Raw genomic sequence first — 14580 nt, 5'->3', positions numbered from 1 at the left:
GTCGGCAGTTTCCGTCGCGCAGGGGCACTCAACCGTAGGCGTAGACGGTGCGCCCGGCAACGACGGTCCTAAGCACCCGGCCCTGAAATCTCGCCTGGTCGAAGGGCGTGTTCTTCGACTTCGACTTGAGGCTCTGGGCGTCCAGCACCCAGGGGGCGTCCGGGTCGAACACGATGAGGTCGGCCGGCGCGCCGACCGTGAGCGCGCCGCCCGGCAGGCCGAGAAGCTCGGCCGGCCGCGTCGACATCGCGGCGAGCAGCTTCGGGAGCGGCACGTCGCCCGAATGCACCAGCCGCAAGCCGGCCGCCAGCATCGTCTCGAGCCCGATCGCGCCGTCCTCGGCCTCGGCGAACGGGCGGCGTTTGGTCTCGACGTCCTGCGGGTCGTGGGCCGAGCAGACGACGTCGATCACGCCGTCGGCGAGCGCCTGGACGAGCGCGCGGCGGTCGTCCTCGTGCCTCAGCGGCGGCGCGAGCTTGAAGAAGGTGCGGTACTCGCCGACGTCGTTCTCGTTCAGCGTGAGATGCGCGATCGAGGTTCCGCAGGTCACGGCCGCGCCGCCCTGCTTCGCCCGCGCGACCACCTCTAGGCTCTCGGCGCAGGTGACAAGGCCGGCATGGTAGCGCGCGCCTGTGAGCAGGGCGAGGCGGACGTCTCGCTCCAGCACCAGCGCCTCGGCGGCCTTGTGGCGGCCGGGGAGGCCGAGGCGCGAGGCGAACTCGCCGTCGTTCATGGCCCCGCCCGCGATCAGGTCGGCGTCCTCCGTGTGGCAGCAGATCAGCGCGCCGAAGTCGCGCGCATAGGTCATGGCGCGGCGCATCAGGCGGGCGTTCGCGATCGAGCGCGGACCGTCGGTGAAGGCCACGGCGCCGGCTTCGAGCAGCAGCGAGATCTCGGTCATCTCGACGCCGGCGATGCCCTTGGTCAGCGCCGCCATCGGATGGACGTGGACGCTCGCTGTGTCGCGGGCGCGGCGCTTCAGATAATCGACGATCTCGGGGGCGTCGACGGGCGGCGTGGTGTCGGGGCGGGCGACGATCGTGGTGACGCCGCCGGCGGCCGCCGCGAGGCTCGCGGTCTCGATCGTCTCGCGATGCTCGGCCCCCGGTTCGCCCATGAAGGCGCCGAGATCGATCAGGCCAGGCGCCAGGACCGCGCCCCGGCAGTCGACGACGTCGGCGCGTCCCGCCGGCGGCACGTCGGGGCCGAGCTCGGCGATGGCGCCGCCGTCGACCAGCAGCGAACCCGTCTCGTCGCGGCCGGTCGCAGGGCACACCAGGCGGGCGTTGACGAACAGGGTCGGGCGCGGCTCGGAGGGCTTGTACTCACGCATTGGGCAGGTGCCTCGCCAGCGCCTCGAGCACCGCCATGCGGACCGCGACCCCCATCTCGACCTGATCGCGGATCAGCGAACGCGGCCCGTCCGCGACCTCCGAGGCGATCTCTACGCCGCGGTTCATCGGTCCGGGGTGCATCACGACGGCGTCGGGCTTGGCGTGGGCGAGCTTCGCGGCGTCGAGGCCGAAGCGGGCGAAGTACTCCTTCACCGACGGCACATAGGAGCCGTGCATGCGCTCGAGCTGTAGGCGCAGCATCATCACGACATCGACCCCATCAAGTCCGTCGTGCATGTTGCGGAAGGCCGAGACGCCGAGCCGCTCTACGCCGTCGGGAAGCAGGGTCGAGGGCGCCACGACCCGGACCTCGGCGCCGAGCGCGTTCAGCAGGATGATGTTGGAGCGCGCGACGCGGCTGTGCAGGACGTCGCCGCAGATCGCGACCTTGAGCCCGGCGATCCGCCCCTTGGAGCGCTTGATGGTCAGCGCGTCGAGCAGCGCCTGCGTCGGGTGCTCATGGGCGCCGTCGCCGGCGTTCACCACAGAGCAGTCGACCTTCTGGGCGAGCAGCGCGACCGCGCCTGCCGCGTGATGGCGCACCACGATGATGTCGGGCCGCATGGCGTTCAGAGTCGCGGCGGTGTCGAGCACCGTTTCGCCCTTTTTCAGCGAGGAGGAGGCGACCGACATGTTCATGACGTCGGCGCCGAGACGCTTGCCTGCGATCTCGAAGGACGACTGGGTGCGGGTGGAGGCTTCGAAGAACAGATTAATCTGCGTGCGCCCGCGCAGCGTCGCCTTCTTCTTTTCGACCTGGCGGGACAGCGCCACCGCCTTCTCGGCGGAGGCCAGCAGCCCCTCGATGTCGGTTGGCGACAGCCCCGCGATGCCGAGCAGGTGCCGGTGCGGGAACGCGAACGGCGGGTTCGGTTCTGGGGTCATCAAGGGCGGTCTCTTAAGCCGCCTTTAGGGCGGGGGGCAAGCGCCGAGATCGCTTCGTGCGCAGCTCTCTTGTCCGCTCGCCGTCTGACCCCATTTTTCACTCCAAGGGACGCCCGCCGATCGATGGGGCGTGTAGTCACATTGTCGGCCACATCGCGGCGTTTGCTTTCGGAGTTGGTGGGGCGAAACGCTCGCCAGGAGGCTAGAAGCCAATGAAATCGTTCAGCCATGCCCTCATCGCCGGCGCCTGCGCGCTCGGCGTCGGCGCCACGGCCGCGCCCGCGAACGCGGCCCCGGCGAATGGCGGGAAGTCCCGCAATTCGGTGGCCGGCATCAGCATGAAAGACATCCAGGAGGTCGGCCGCGGCGGCGGCCGTGGATGGGGCGGCGGCGGAGGCCGTAGTTGGGGCGGCGGAGGCGGTCGTGGATGGGGTGGCGGCGGCCGTTACTATGGCGGTGGTCGCGGCTATGCCTATCGCGGCGGCGGCTACGGTTATCGTGGCGGATATCGTGGGTATCGCGGCGGCTATGGCTATCGCGGCGGCGGCTATCGCTACGGTTACCGGGGCTACCCCTACGGCCGTTACGGCTACTGGCGGCGCGGCTACGGCAATTACTATGGCGGCTACTACGCCGCTGGCGTGGTCGGCCTGGCCGCTGGCGCGGCGCTTGCGAGCCCGTACTATTACGACGGCTACTACGATGACGATTATTACGCCCCCCGCCGCTATTACGGCGCGGAGTGCCAGGTCATCGTGAACCGCCGGGCGGCGAGCGGGCGGCTGGTCAGGGTCGTGCGCTACCGGCCTTGCTGAGGCCTTCGACGCTCACGGCGGGGCTCCGGTCCCGCCGGCGATCCACAGGACGATCGGCAGGGTCGCGTAGGCGGCGATCGTCTGCGCGGTGATCAGCGCGGCCATCAGATCCGCGTCTCCGCCCATTCGTCGCGCAAGCACATAAGCGCTGCTCGCGGTCGGCACGGCCCCCGAGATCACAATGGCCGCGAGAGCGACGCCTTCGACGCCGAGCAGGCGCGCATAGCCGAACATCACGAGCGGCGTCACCAGCAGCTTCACCACGACGCCCAAGCCGACGTTCGGACGCGGAGGCGCAAGCGACTGTGGCCGCAGACCCACGCCCACGAGGAGCAGCGCGAGGCTCAGCGCGCCGCGGCCGAGCAGGTCGAGGGTCTCGACCAGCGGCCGATAGAGCGGAAGCCCGGCCGCATTGACGAGCGCCCCCGCGACCGTGGCGAGGATCAGCGGGTTGAGCGCGATCTCGGTCAGCACGCGCCGCGGCGTCGGCCGGCGGCTCGAGGCCAGCGAGGCGAGCGCCGCGACCGAGATCACATTGACGAGAGGCACGATCGCGATCGTCCCGAGCGCCGTCAGCGCCAGTCCTTCGGCGCCGAACAGCGCGCCCGCCACGCCGAGCGCGATCGCGGTGTTGTACCGGATCGCGCCCTGCAGATGCGACGTGAAGGCGGGACCGTCGATCCCGGCGCGGGACCACAAAGGTCGGGACGCGGCCATCGCGGCTGCGACGGTCAGCACGCCGAGCGCCATCGCGAGCGCCATGGCGAAGATCGGCGCGGCTGAGAGGTCGGCCCTCACCACGCTGACGAACAGCAGCGTCGGATAAAGCACGTAATAGTTCAGGCGCTCGACGCTGTCCCAACCGCCTGTCGGAAACAGCGGCGTCCTGGCCAGTCCGAAACCGAGCGCGATGAGCAGCAGCGAGGGCAGCAGGCTCTCGATCGCGACGATCACGGCTCGACGGCGCCTGCGCGACGCATCGCCGCCAGCCGGTCGAGCGCCCCCTGCAGGATGTAGGCGGCCGCGAGTTTGTCCACGATCTCGTCGCGGCGCTTTCGGCTGGTGTCGAACGAAATCAGCATGCGCTCCACGGCGGCGGTCGAGAGCCGCTCGTCCCAGAAGCCGATCGGCAGCTCCGTGAAGCCCGAAAGGCTGCGGGCGAAGGCGCGCGTCGACTGCGCCCGCGGGCCTTCGGTGCCGTCCATGTTGACGGGCAGGCCGAGCACGATTCCGACCGCGCCCCGGCTCGCCGCGAGCGCGAGCAACCTTTCGGCGTCCGGCGTGAATTTCTTGCGCGCGATGGTCTCGAGCGGCGACGCGACCATGCGTCCCGGATCCGACGAGGCGACGCCGATCGTCTTGGTCCCGAGGTCGACGCCGATCAGAGAGCCGCTCGGCGGAACGGCCGCGATGAAGTCCTCGAAGGCGCCGGGAATGACGGGCATGGGTTCCGGCTAGCACGCCGGCGGGCGCCAGCGCCACGGGGCCATGCGCTTGCCCTCCCGGCGCCCGGGCCTAGACTCGGGCGCGACCTCCGCCCGGCGAGAAGGACGAAGCGAGACCCATGCGAATCACCTGGTACGGCCACTCCGCCTTCAAGCTCGTCTTCGGCGAATCGGTGGTGCTGATCGACCCGTTCCTGGATAACGGCGTCTTCGAGGGAGATCGGACGGCGGCCACGGAGGGCGCCACGCACATCCTGCTGACCCACGGGCATTTCGACCATGTCGGCGAAACCGTGGAGATCGCGAAACGCACCGGCGCGACCGTGGTCGCGGATTTCGACCTCGCCCAGTGGATCGGGGCCCAGGGGGTCGAGAAGCTCGAGCCAATGAACACCGGCGGCTCGATCAAGCTCGGCGACTTCAAGGTCACGATGCTTCAGGCCTTCCACTCCTCCGCGAAGCTGCTCGACAACGGCGTCTCGATCGATCTCGGCGATCCCCACGGGCTGATCGTCGCGCCCGACGGCGAGGACGAGCCGGTCGTCTACGCCATGGGCGACACCGGCATTTTCGGCGACATGAAGCTGATCAACGAGCTCTGGGCGCCCAATATCGGCTTCGTGCCGATCGGCGACCGGTTCACCATGGGCGCCAAGACCGCGGCCTACGCCTGCCGGCATTTCTTCGATTTCGATCTCGTGGTGCCCTGCCATTACGGCACTTTCCCGCTGCTCGACCCCTCGGCCGAGCGCTTCACCGAGCTGATGGACAGCGTGCGCGGCACCACCGTGAAGGTCCCGGAAGTCGGCGTGGAGTTCGAAGCCGAAGGATGAGCCTCGGCCGAAAGGTCGCCGCGGGACGGCCCTGGGGTCTTGACGCCGTCGTTCCGGGCGAAGTCCCGGAGCCCATTCCCGCCGCGTCCGACGGCCTTGACCACGATTGCGGAAATGGATGCCGGAACTTCGTTTGGCATGACGCAGCGCTTTCAGCCATTGTTCAATTGTCAGATCGGCTCCGAGCTTGCTTGCCCGCCGTTGCGGGCGCGAAGAGCCCCATGCTAAAGGCGCCCCGCGTCGCCGGACCATGAGGCGCCGCGCCGGTCAGCTCTGAAGGGCGAGGAATGTCGGTCGACGAACACACGGTGCGCCGCGTGGCGCGGCTCGCGCGCATCGCGGTCGAGGACCACGAGGTGACGAAGCTCAAGGGCGAGCTCGACGCGATCCTTGCCTTCGTGGAGGAGTTGTCGGCGCTCGACGTTGAGAGCGTCGAGCCGATGACGAGCGTCATCCCCGCGTCGGCGCGGCTGCGCGAGGATGTGGTCGACGACGGCGAGAACCCCGAAGCCGTGCTAATGAACGCGCCGTCGCGCGAAGCCGATTTCTACGTCGTGCCGAAGGTCGTCGAATGACAGAACTCTGCGACCTGACATTCGCCGAGGCGCGTAAGCTTCTCTTAGAGAGAGACTTTTCGGCGGTCGAGTTGACTCAAGCCTATCTCGACGCCATGGAGGCCGCTCGGGGCCTCAACGCCTATGTGCTCGAGACGCCTGAGATCGCGCTCGAGCGCGCGCGCGCCTCGGACGAGCGCATCGCGAAGGGCGAGGCAGGGCCGCTTGAAGGGCTCCCGCTCGGCGTCAAGGATCTCTACTGCACCGAGGGCGTGCGGACGACCGCGTGCTCCAGGATTCTGGGCGACTTCACGCCGCCCTACGAAAGCTTCGTCTCGGCCAAGATGCGGGCCGACGGCGCGGTCATGCTCGGCAAGCTCAACAATGACGAGTTCGCCATGGGCTCGTCGAACGAGACCTCTGCCTTCGGCGTCGTCATCAATCCGTGGCGCCGCAAGGGCTCGGACGCGGCGCTCGTCGCCGGCGGCTCGTCGGGCGGCTCCTCGGCGGCGGTCGCGGCGCGCATCTGCCTCGGCGCCACCGCAACCGACACCGGGGGCTCGATCCGCCAGCCGGCCGCGTTCACCGGCACGGTCGGCGTGAAGCCGACCTATGGCCGCTGCTCGCGCTGGGGGATCGTGGCCTTCGCCTCGTCGCTCGACCAGGCCGGCCCGATCGCCCGCGACGTGCGAGACGCCGCGATCCTGATGCGGTCGATGGCGGGCTACGACAAGCGCGACTCCACCTCGGTCGACCGTCCGGTCCCGGATTACGAGGCGGCCGTCGGCCGCTCGGTGAGGGGGCTCAAGATCGGCGTGCCGAAGGAGTACCGGGTCGACGGCATGCCGGCCGAGATCGAGAGGCTTTGGGCCGAAGGCGCCGAGCAGCTCAAGGCGGCGGGCGCCGAGATCGTCGAGGTTTCGTTGCCGCACACCAGATATGCGTTGCCAGCTTACTACATTGTCGCTCCAGCCGAAGCGTCGTCCAATCTCGCGCGCTATGACGGCGTGCGTTACGGCGCGCGCGTCAATGGGCGCGACGTCACCGAGATGTATGAGAGGACGCGTGCGCAAGGCTTCGGACCGGAGGTCCGCCGCCGCGTGATGATCGGCGCCTATGTGCTCTCGGCCGGCTATTACGACGCTTATTACGTCCGCGCCCAGAAGGTCAGGACGCTGATCAAGCGCGACTTCGAGACGGTCTTCGCAGACGGGGTGGACGCGATCCTCACCCCTGCGACGCCGTCCGCCGCGTTCGGCGTCGGCGAGATGGCCAACGCGTCGCCGGTCGAGATGTATCTGAACGACGTCTTCACCGTCACGGTGAACATGGCCGGCCTGCCCGGCGTCGCCGTGCCGGCGGGGCTTTCGGCGGAGGGCCTGCCGCTCGCGCTGCAGCTCATCGGACGCCCGTTCGACGAGGAGACGCTGTTTTCGGCCGGCGCGGTGATCGAGGACGCCTCCGGCCGATTCTCCCCCGAGCGCTGGTGGTGAGCGCGCCGGATCGCCCGAGCTACGTCTCGATGGACGAGGTGCGCGCCGCGATCGACGCGCTCGACGAGAGACTGATGCCGCTGATCGCCGAGCGCGCCCACTGCATCGCAGAGGCCGCGCGCCTCAAGGGCGATCCCGAGACGGCGCTCGTGCCCTGGCGGGTCGAGGAGGTGGCGTCGCATGCTCGCGAGCTCGCCGGACGGAACGACATCGACCCTGATCTCGCGGAGGCGCTGTGGCGCGCCATGATGCGCGAGTTCATCGCGCATGAGCGGCGGCTGATGGAGCGGGCTAGAGGCTGACGCCGCGATAAAGCTCGGCGAGCGGCAGCGACAGGCCGAGTTCGCGCAGCGTCAAGGTGGCGCCCAGCCCCTCGACTACCAGCGGCGCATCAGGAAATGCGCCGGTCTCGCCGCGCTCCCACACTGTCAGGTTCGCCGCATTCGGATCGGCGACGACGTAGGCCTGCAGCGTCGGCAGGTCGAGATACTCGTCGCGTTTGATCACGTGATCCGCGTAGAGCGAAGAAGGCGAGAGCACCTCGACAATCAGCAGAGGCGCCTTCGAGGCGAGCGCGCCCCCGTCGGGTTCTGGTTCCTGCACCAATATGTCGGGGAAGCGGATGCTGTCCTCGGTGTGAACGGCGAACGCTTCGGCATGGACTTCGACCGGCTTCGCTTCAAGCGCTCTGCTCAGGAGGTAAACGAAGCTCGAGACCAATCGGGAATGGTTGCGGGTGACCCTCACCATCATGCCGATCGTCCCCCGGTCGTATTCGTACTTGCCCTCCTGCGTCTCGACCCAGTCGAGAAACACCTCGGCCGGCACGGCCATGCCCGGCTCCAGCTCGGCGAGCCGATAGGGGACTTGAGGATCGAATCTCTGGTTCATCGCGACCTCCGCCGCGGGGGGCTCGCCCGTTGTCCCAGACCGTAACATAGGTCTAGTTAGGCGCGCGAACGAAGGAAGCCGACGCCCCCATGAACGCCCCCTCCAAGATCCCCGCCTCGTCCAAGCTCATCCCCGGCGCGACCGGCGACTGGGAGGTGGTGATCGGGCTCGAGATCCACGCGCAGGTGACGTCCGAGGCGAAGCTGTTCTCGGGCGCCTCGACAGGCTTCGGCGCGCCGCCCAACAGCCATGTCAGCCTGGTCGACGCCGCGATGCCCGGCATGCTGCCGGTGCTGAACCACGAATGCGTGCGACAGGCGATCCGCACGGGGCTTGGGGTCAAGGCGCGCATCAATTTGCAGTCGACCTTCGACCGCAAGAATTACTTCTATCCGGACCTGCCGCAGGGCTACCAGATCTCTCAGTACAAGAGCCCGATCGTGGGCGAGGGCGAGGTTCTGGTCGACATGGGCGACGGCGAGAGCGTCACGGTCGGGATCGAGCGCATCCATCTCGAACAGGACGCCGGCAAGTCGATCCACGACCAGGACCCGAAATCGTCCTTCGTCGACCTCAACCGCTCCGGCGTCGCGCTGATGGAGATCGTGTCGAAGCCCGACATGCGCTCCTCCGAGGAGGCCAAGGCCTATGTGTCGAAGCTCAGGACCATCCTGCGCTACATCGGCTCCTGCGACGGCGACATGGACAAGGGCAATCTCCGCGCGGACGTGAACGTCTCGGTCCGCAAGCCTGGCCAGCCGTTTGGCACCCGCTGCGAGATCAAGAACGTCAACTCGATCCGCTTCATCGGCCAGGCCATCGAGACCGAGGCGCGCCGCCAGATCGAAATCTTGGAGGACGGCGGCGCGATCGACCAGGAGACGCGGCTGTTCGACCCCGTGAGGGGCGAGACCCGCGCCATGCGCTCCAAGGAGGAGGCGCATGACTACCGCTATTTCCCCGACCCCGATCTGCTGCCGCTGGTGGTCGAGCAGGCGGAGGTCGACGAACTCGCGGCGGGGCTGCCCGAGCTTCCGGACGAGAAGAAGGCGCGCTTCGTGCGCGACTACGGCGTCACGCCCTACGACGCCATGGTGCTGACGCTCGAGCGGGAATCTGCGGACTTCTTCGAGGCGGTGGCGAGGCGCGGCGACGCCAAGCTCGCGGCCAACTGGGTGATCAACGAGCTGTTCGGGCGGCTCAACAAGGACGGAACGCCGATCTCCGAGAGCCCGGTCTCGGCGGAGCAACTCGGCGGGCTGGTGGAGCTGGTTTCGACCGGCGTCATCTCGGGCAAGATCGCCAAGGATTTGTTCGAGATTCTCTGGACCGAAGGCGGCGACCCGAAGGAGCTGGTCGAGTCGCGCGGCCTGAAACAGGTCACCGACGCGGGCGCGATTGAGAAGGTTGTGGACGAGGTGATCGCCGCCAATCCCGACAAGGTCGAGCAGGCCAAGGCCAAGCCCACCCTGATCGGCTGGTTCGTCGGGCAGGTGATGAAGGCTTCGGGCGGCAAGGCCAACCCGCAGGCTGTCAACGAGATCCTGAAGTCGAAGCTCGGGATCTGAGCGGACGGAACCCGCCGGCGGCGCCGGAGGTTGCCCGTTCGCCCATGGCCACGATGCTGACCCCCTTCGAACTCGACGCGGCGCTGCGACTGCTGGCGGCCGCCGCCTGCGGTCTGCTGGTCGGCTTCAACCGCGATCTCAAGAACAAGCCGACGGGCATGCGCACGCTCGGGCTGGTGTCGCTCGGCGCCTGCCTCGTCTCGCTTTCCGGCCTTCACGCGGAGCCGATGCGCACCGAGCCCGACGCGATGAGCCGCGTGATCCAGGGCGTCCTTCAGGGGGTGCTGACGGGGGTCGGATTCATCGGCGCCGGCGTCATCCTGAAGCTTCCGGGCGACAGCCGCGTCCGCGGCCTCACCACGGCGGCGGCGGTCTGGGTGACGGCCGCGCTCGGCGTCGCCTGCGCGCTCGCGAGCTGGCCGATCATCGCCATGGGCGTCGTGCTGACGCTCGCGATCCTCGTGCTTCCCCGAAAGGTGGCGCGCCTGTTTGGCGAGACCTTCGAGGACGACGACTGAGTTCCGGGCGTTTCCGCGCGAAATCGCTCTGCTCGCATAATTTTGCGCGCCGCTTGTCGGGAAACCGCATCGCGCTTCGTCCTAAGCTCGGATCTTGAGGACAGGAGCCCCCGATGCCCAAGCTGATCTTCGTCAATCTCCCCGTCGCCGACCTTCCCCACTCGATCGCCTTCTACAAGGCGGTCGGCGCGACCCAGAACATGCAGTTCTCCGACGACACCGCCGCCTGCATGGTGCTGTCGGAGACCATCCATGTGATGCTGCTCACCCACCCCAAGTATCGGTCGTTCACGACCAAGCAGATCCCGGACGCCAAGGCCGTCGCCCAGGTGATGATCGCCGTGACCGAGGACAGCCGCGAGGCGGTCGACTCCCGCGTCGCCGACGCGACAGGCGCCGGCGGCTCCGCGGATCCCACCCCGACCCAGGACCACGGCTTCATGTATGGCCGCAGCTTCGAGGACCCGGACGGCCACATCTGGGAGGTGGTGTGGATGAATCCCGCCGCCGTCGCCCCTCAGTCCAACGAAGCCGCGGCCTGAACCGCGGCCATTGCAGCAAAGCAGAAGGGACGACCGCCAATGTCCAAGATCTCACCGTGCCTCTGGTTCGTCGACGACGCCGAGGAGGCCGCGAATTTCTATGTGTCGCTGCTGCCGGGCTCACGGATCGACCACATCGCCCGCAGCCCGTCGGACTATCCGGGCGGCAAGCAGGGGTCCGTGCTGCTGGTCCAGTTCACGCTCGCCGGGCAGACGTTCCAGGCGCTGAACGCGGGCTCCAAGGTCGACTACACCGACGCGCTGTCGCTCTCGCTCGAGTGCGAGGATCAGGCTGAGGTCGACCGCGTCTGGGCCAAGATCCTGGAGAGCGGGGGCAGGGAGATCCAATGCGGCTGGATCCACGACCGCTGGGGCGTGCGTTGGCAGATCGTGCCGCGGGCAATGATCGAGATGCTGAACTCGTCCGACTCGGCGGCCGCGAAGCGCGCCTTCGAGGCCATGATGGACATGATGAAGCTCGACGTCGCGACGCTGAAAGCGGCGTTCGCGGGCAAGGCGGCTGCCTGAGCCACGCTCACCTTCTATAGTCGGGGAAAGTCCGCAAGACGGACTTGCCCCGCCTTGGCTCAGCCCAGCGGCGCCGCCTTGGCGGCGATCGGGCGCCGCTCGCGCTTCAGGGCGTAGAGGCCAGATCCGACGATCAGCGCGGAGCCGACCAGCGCGAGCGCGTCGGGCACGTCGCCCCAGATCGCCCAGCCGAGCGCGAGGGAGCCGAGGATCACGCTGTAGCGGAACGGTCCGACAACGGTCATGTCGCCGAGCCGGAAGGCGAGCACGATCGTCATGTTGCACGCGACGACCAGCGCCGCGGCGATCGCGATGAAGCCGAGATCCATGAGGCCCGGAACCACCCAGTCGCCGGGCGAGGCAGCGCCTGCCGCCATGCCCACCGCGGTCACCGCGATGGTGGAGCCCAGCGTCACGACCATTGAGGGCGCATGGCCCGGAATCTTGCGGGTCACGAGGTCGCGCACCGCCATGAAGGACGCAGAGAGCAGCGCGAGCGCAGCATAGGCGTTGACGCCGTGCGCCGAGGGCCTGGCGATCAGCAGCACGCCGACGAAGCCCGCGCCGACCGCGACCCAGCGGCGCCAGCCGACGCGCTGCCAGCCGAGCATGACCGCGAGCGCGGTGATGATCAGCGGCGTCGCCTGCACGATGGAGGTGAACTCGGCGAGGCCGAGATGGGCGAGCGCCGTCATGTAGCTGAGGCAGGCGCAGGCCTCGAGGATCGAGCGCAGCGCGACCAGCGGATGCGCGAGCGTCTTCAGGCGCTTCCGGTCGCCGAGCGCTAGGATCACCAGGAACGCGACCAGGATCGCCAGCACGCCGCGCAGGGCCATGATCTCGCTCGCCGGCAGGCGGGCGGCCGCGAGCTTGACGATGGCGTCATTGACGACCTGGAAGCCCATGCCGGTGAGCATGGCGAGGACGCCGCGCGTGGTCGGGTCGAGCGCGCCGGCCCGGGCGGAGAGATTTGCGGATAAGGCGGACATCGGGAGGCTAGGCGGAGGCGGGCAGGGGAGGATGAGCCCCTGTTTAGCCGGACGAAGTTAACGCGCGTTAGGCCATCGCCTTGCTCATTCGGCATGCCTGACATGCGCGCGGCGTGCGGAATTGGCCGGAGGGTCGCCCGGCCTCCCGCGCCTTTCCCATCGACCGTGCTGTCTGACCAGAGGAGACCTGACGTGACGGCGGCCGAACATGACCGGCGGCCGGAGCGGCGCGCCTTCTCCCCTCGCGGGAGAGGGCCGGGGTGAGGGGGCGGTTCAGGATGCGGCGCATCGGTCGCCGTCGCGGATGGCCGAGACGCCCCGGCCTGCGCCTTGCGGCGCAGTCCACCTTCTCCCGCGAGGGCAGAAGGGTAGGGCCCCCCGGTCGCCCTCCCCGCGAGCAAACGGGAGAGGAGAAGCCGCTCAGTACTTGTACAGGATCGCCTCGATCGCCTTCGGGTCCTGCGTCTTCGTGAGGGCGAGAGAGGTGAGCAGGCGCGCCTTCTGCGGGGTCTGGTCGGCGGCCACGATCCAGTCGTTCTCGTCGTCCTTCTCCTCGCCGTTGCGCACCACCTGGCCGGAGCCGGTGCGGGTCGCGCGGACCACGATTAGGCCCTTCTTGCGGACCTCCTTCAGCGGATCCTCCATGTAGTCCGCGACCGAAGCGTTGCCGGTGCCGCCATAGATCAGCGCCTTGCCGCCGAGATCGGCGATCGCCCCGAGGATCTTCGGGTCCATGCTGGTGTGGGCATAGAACACGTCGACCTTCGGCAGAGCCGTGATCTGGTCGATGTCGAACTCGGTCGCCATCGTGTGCGGGCGCGCCGGCAGGCGGTAGAAATAGGGCTTCGACTCCACCACGACGCCGAGCGGGCCGTAGAGCGAACGGAAGGTCTCGACCTTGAGCGCGTTCGACTTGGTGACGTCGCGCGCCGAGTGGATCTCGTCGTTCATCACCACCAGCACGCCCTTGCCTTTGGCTTCCTTGGAGGCCGCCACCACGGCGGCGTTGTAGAGGTTGAGCGGGCCGTCGGCCGACAGCGCCGTGCCCGGCCGCATGGCGCCGATGATCACGACCGGCTTGTCGGTCTTCAGCGTCAGGTTGAGCAGATAGGAGGTCTCCTCGATCGTGTCGGTGCCGTGGGTCACCATCACGGCGTCGACGTCGGGCTGCTTGGCGAGCTCCGAGATCCGCTTGGCGAGCTTGAGCATGCGCTCGTCATTGTAGCTCTCCGATCCGATCTGGAAGATCTGCTCGCCCCGGATATTGGCGACCTGTTTCATCTCCGGCACGGCGGCGATGATCTTGTCGACGGCGACCTTGGCGCTGTCATAGTCGCCGGTGTTGACGGTCGACGCCCCCGCGCCTGCGATCGTGCCGCCGGTGCCGATGATGACGATGTTGGGCTTTGCGGTCGTGGCTTGGCCGGCGGCCGGCGCCGCGGCCTCCTGCGCAACGACAGGCGCGGCAGTGACGAGAAACGCGGTTGCGGCGGCGGCCGCGAAGGCCCGGTTTGCGATCTTCAGTCTCACCGTCGGATCCCTTCTGCTGACGTCGGTCGGAGGTCGACGGAGACAAGCGCGGACGCCACCCGCCGACGTTGGAAGAGGGCCAGAGTGGACCGCCAGACCAAAGTCGTACAGGGGTTTCGTCGGAAGGCGAACGCCGGACGGTCAGGCCAGGAAGAGGGTTCCTTCGGCGGTCACGACCGCTGCGCCTCCGATCGTCGCCGAGACCAGCGCTCCGCCGGCGACCTCGAGCCCGAGTTCGATGACGCTCGGCCGCTGCATCTCGAAGCCCTGGCCGATGGCGAAGGCGTGGCGGCCGTCCGCCGGCCGCTCGAACGCCGCCAGGGCGCCGGCGAAGGAGGCGACGGCCGAGCCGGTCGCCGGGTCCTCCGAGGCGTCCGGCCGCAGCATGCGCGCGCGGAATGCGAGCGTCGGATCGCCGGTCTCGCGCGTGTAGAGAAACGCGCCGCGGTCGCTGATCGCTTCCGCCCAGCGCGCTGCATCGGGTCGGGCGCGGCCGAGGGCGTCGAGCCCCGTCACGGGAACGAGCGTGAATGCGTTGCCGGCGTCGAAGCGCGATGGGACATGGCCGTCGAAGCCGATGTCGGCCTCGGACAGA

Annotated in this window: 17 protein-coding genes; 9 read left to right on the top strand and 8 right to left on the bottom strand. The window is 68.6% G+C overall.

Annotated elements, in window-relative coordinates; genetic code table 11:
• Positions 1-28 precede the first annotated feature (28 nt).
• A complete protein-coding gene (locus tag EK403_RS04440; RefSeq protein ID WP_128776296.1) occupies positions 29-1333 on the bottom strand; it encodes a dihydroorotase in 1305 nt (434 codons plus the stop codon).
• Positions 1326-2279: an aspartate carbamoyltransferase catalytic subunit gene (locus EK403_RS04435; protein WP_128776295.1), complete on the bottom strand. Its 954-nt coding sequence runs from the start codon at positions 2277-2279 to the stop codon at positions 1326-1328. Before EK403_RS04435 ends, EK403_RS04440 begins: the two co-directional genes overlap by 8 nt.
• Positions 2280-2491: 212 nt before the next feature.
• On the opposite strand from EK403_RS04435, the gene EK403_RS22665 reads away from it, so the two are divergent.
• Positions 2492-3094, top strand: coding sequence for a hypothetical protein (locus EK403_RS22665; protein ID WP_206659477.1), 603 nt, complete (start codon positions 2492-2494; stop codon positions 3092-3094).
• 12 nt (positions 3095-3106) lie between these two features.
• Here the strand turns inward: EK403_RS22665 and EK403_RS04425 are convergent, their stop codons facing one another.
• Entirely contained in the window at positions 3107-4048 is a 942-nt protein-coding gene (locus tag EK403_RS04425) for an AEC family transporter (protein WP_128776294.1), read from the bottom strand.
• The gene (ruvX, locus tag EK403_RS04420) at positions 4045-4539 is read right to left on the bottom strand and encodes a Holliday junction resolvase RuvX (RefSeq protein WP_128776293.1); all 495 of its coding nucleotides are present in this window, start codon (positions 4537-4539) and stop codon (positions 4045-4047) included. The genes EK403_RS04425 and ruvX overlap by 4 nt, the downstream gene beginning before the upstream one ends.
• 119 nt (positions 4540-4658) lie before the next feature.
• Between ruvX and EK403_RS04415 the strand changes: the two genes are divergently transcribed.
• The 4 genes from EK403_RS04415 to EK403_RS04400 all read left to right on the top strand — a co-directional run bounded on the left by EK403_RS04415 (position 4659) and on the right by EK403_RS04400 (position 7721).
• Positions 4659-5372, top strand: coding sequence for a metal-dependent hydrolase (locus EK403_RS04415; protein ID WP_128776292.1), 714 nt, complete (start codon positions 4659-4661; stop codon positions 5370-5372).
• A gap of 287 nt (positions 5373-5659) precedes the next feature.
• Positions 5660-5947, top strand: a complete 288-nt coding sequence (gene gatC / locus EK403_RS04410) for an Asp-tRNA(Asn)/Glu-tRNA(Gln) amidotransferase subunit GatC (protein WP_128776291.1) — start codon at positions 5660-5662, stop codon at positions 5945-5947.
• On the top strand, positions 5944-7419 hold the full coding sequence (gatA, locus tag EK403_RS04405; RefSeq protein WP_128776290.1) for an Asp-tRNA(Asn)/Glu-tRNA(Gln) amidotransferase subunit GatA: 1476 nt from the start codon (positions 5944-5946) through the stop codon (positions 7417-7419). Before gatC ends, gatA begins: the two co-directional genes overlap by 4 nt.
• Positions 7416-7721, top strand: coding sequence for a chorismate mutase (locus EK403_RS04400; RefSeq protein ID WP_245479502.1), 306 nt, complete (start codon positions 7416-7418; stop codon positions 7719-7721). Before gatA ends, EK403_RS04400 begins: the two co-directional genes overlap by 4 nt.
• Here the strand turns inward: EK403_RS04400 and EK403_RS04395 are convergent.
• Positions 7711-8310 carry a Uma2 family endonuclease gene (locus tag EK403_RS04395; protein WP_164919493.1) on the bottom strand — a complete coding sequence of 200 codons (600 nt, stop codon included), beginning with the start codon at positions 8308-8310 and terminating at the stop codon, positions 7711-7713. The two genes, EK403_RS04400 and EK403_RS04395, sit on opposite strands and share 11 nt — an antisense overlap.
• 89 nt (positions 8311-8399) lie before the next feature.
• Here EK403_RS04395 and gatB point away from each other — a divergent pair, with 89 nt between their 5' ends.
• The 4 genes from gatB (at position 8400) to EK403_RS04375 (ending at position 11466) form a co-directional block, all read left to right on the top strand.
• Positions 8400-9878, top strand: coding sequence for an Asp-tRNA(Asn)/Glu-tRNA(Gln) amidotransferase subunit GatB (gene gatB / locus EK403_RS04390; RefSeq protein ID WP_128776288.1), 1479 nt, complete (start codon positions 8400-8402; stop codon positions 9876-9878).
• A gap of 44 nt (positions 9879-9922) precedes the next feature.
• Entirely contained in the window at positions 9923-10396 is a 474-nt protein-coding gene (locus EK403_RS04385; RefSeq protein WP_342633769.1) for an MgtC/SapB family protein, read from the top strand.
• Between the two features lie 113 nt (positions 10397-10509).
• Positions 10510-10938 carry a VOC family protein gene (locus EK403_RS04380; RefSeq protein ID WP_128776287.1) on the top strand — a complete coding sequence of 143 codons (429 nt, stop codon included), beginning with the start codon at positions 10510-10512 and terminating at the stop codon, positions 10936-10938.
• Between the two features lie 39 nt (positions 10939-10977).
• Complete coding sequence (locus EK403_RS04375) at positions 10978-11466, top strand: VOC family protein (protein WP_128776286.1); 489 nt, start codon at positions 10978-10980, stop codon at positions 11464-11466.
• A 59-nt stretch (positions 11467-11525) separates the two neighbouring features.
• Here EK403_RS04375 and EK403_RS04370 read toward each other — a convergent pair whose 3' ends face one another.
• The 3 genes from EK403_RS04370 to EK403_RS22945 all read right to left on the bottom strand — a co-directional run.
• Positions 11526-12455: a DMT family transporter gene (locus tag EK403_RS04370; protein WP_128776285.1), complete on the bottom strand. Its 930-nt coding sequence runs from the start codon at positions 12453-12455 to the stop codon at positions 11526-11528.
• A gap of 420 nt (positions 12456-12875) precedes the next feature.
• The gene (locus EK403_RS04365; RefSeq protein ID WP_128776284.1) at positions 12876-13985 is read right to left on the bottom strand and encodes an asparaginase; all 1110 of its coding nucleotides are present in this window, start codon (positions 13983-13985) and stop codon (positions 12876-12878) included.
• Positions 13986-14126: 141 nt separating this feature from the next.
• Positions 14127-14580: PhzF family phenazine biosynthesis protein (locus EK403_RS22945; RefSeq protein WP_245479501.1), on the bottom strand; the 454-nt coding region annotated here is incomplete at its 5' end.

Source organism: Hansschlegelia zhihuaiae, assembly GCF_004103825.1.
GTDB classification, from domain to species: Bacteria; Pseudomonadota; Alphaproteobacteria; order Rhizobiales; family Methylopilaceae; genus Methylopila; species Methylopila zhihuaiae.
Note: the sequence above shows the minus strand (reverse complement) of the source record. Positions and strands in the feature narration are given on the sequence as shown.

What these genes read in the sequence shown, in the direction of transcription:
- EK403_RS04440 (WP_128776296.1), bottom strand. Translation starts at nt 1,333, where the DNA reads ATGCGTGAGTACAAGCCCTCCGAGCCGCGCCCGACCCTGTTCGTCAAC.
- EK403_RS04435 (WP_128776295.1), bottom strand. Translation starts at nt 2,279, where the DNA reads ATGACCCCAGAACCGAACCCGCCGTTCGCGTTCCCGCACCGGCACCTG.
- EK403_RS22665 (WP_206659477.1), top strand. Translation starts at nt 2,492, where the DNA reads ATGAAATCGTTCAGCCATGCCCTCATCGCCGGCGCCTGCGCGCTCGGC.
- ruvX (WP_128776293.1), bottom strand. Translation starts at nt 4,539, where the DNA reads ATGCCCGTCATTCCCGGCGCCTTCGAGGACTTCATCGCGGCCGTTCCG.
- EK403_RS04415 (WP_128776292.1), top strand. Translation starts at nt 4,659, where the DNA reads ATGCGAATCACCTGGTACGGCCACTCCGCCTTCAAGCTCGTCTTCGGC.
- gatC (WP_128776291.1), top strand. Translation starts at nt 5,660, where the DNA reads ATGTCGGTCGACGAACACACGGTGCGCCGCGTGGCGCGGCTCGCGCGC.
- gatA (WP_128776290.1), top strand. Translation starts at nt 5,944, where the DNA reads ATGACAGAACTCTGCGACCTGACATTCGCCGAGGCGCGTAAGCTTCTC.
- EK403_RS04395 (WP_164919493.1), bottom strand. Translation starts at nt 8,310, where the DNA reads ATGAACCAGAGATTCGATCCTCAAGTCCCCTATCGGCTCGCCGAGCTG.
- gatB (WP_128776288.1), top strand. Translation starts at nt 8,400, where the DNA reads ATGAACGCCCCCTCCAAGATCCCCGCCTCGTCCAAGCTCATCCCCGGC.
- EK403_RS04385 (WP_342633769.1), top strand. Translation starts at nt 9,923, where the DNA reads ATGGCCACGATGCTGACCCCCTTCGAACTCGACGCGGCGCTGCGACTG.
- EK403_RS04380 (WP_128776287.1), top strand. Translation starts at nt 10,510, where the DNA reads ATGCCCAAGCTGATCTTCGTCAATCTCCCCGTCGCCGACCTTCCCCAC.
- EK403_RS04375 (WP_128776286.1), top strand. Translation starts at nt 10,978, where the DNA reads ATGTCCAAGATCTCACCGTGCCTCTGGTTCGTCGACGACGCCGAGGAG.
- EK403_RS04370 (WP_128776285.1), bottom strand. Translation starts at nt 12,455, where the DNA reads ATGTCCGCCTTATCCGCAAATCTCTCCGCCCGGGCCGGCGCGCTCGAC.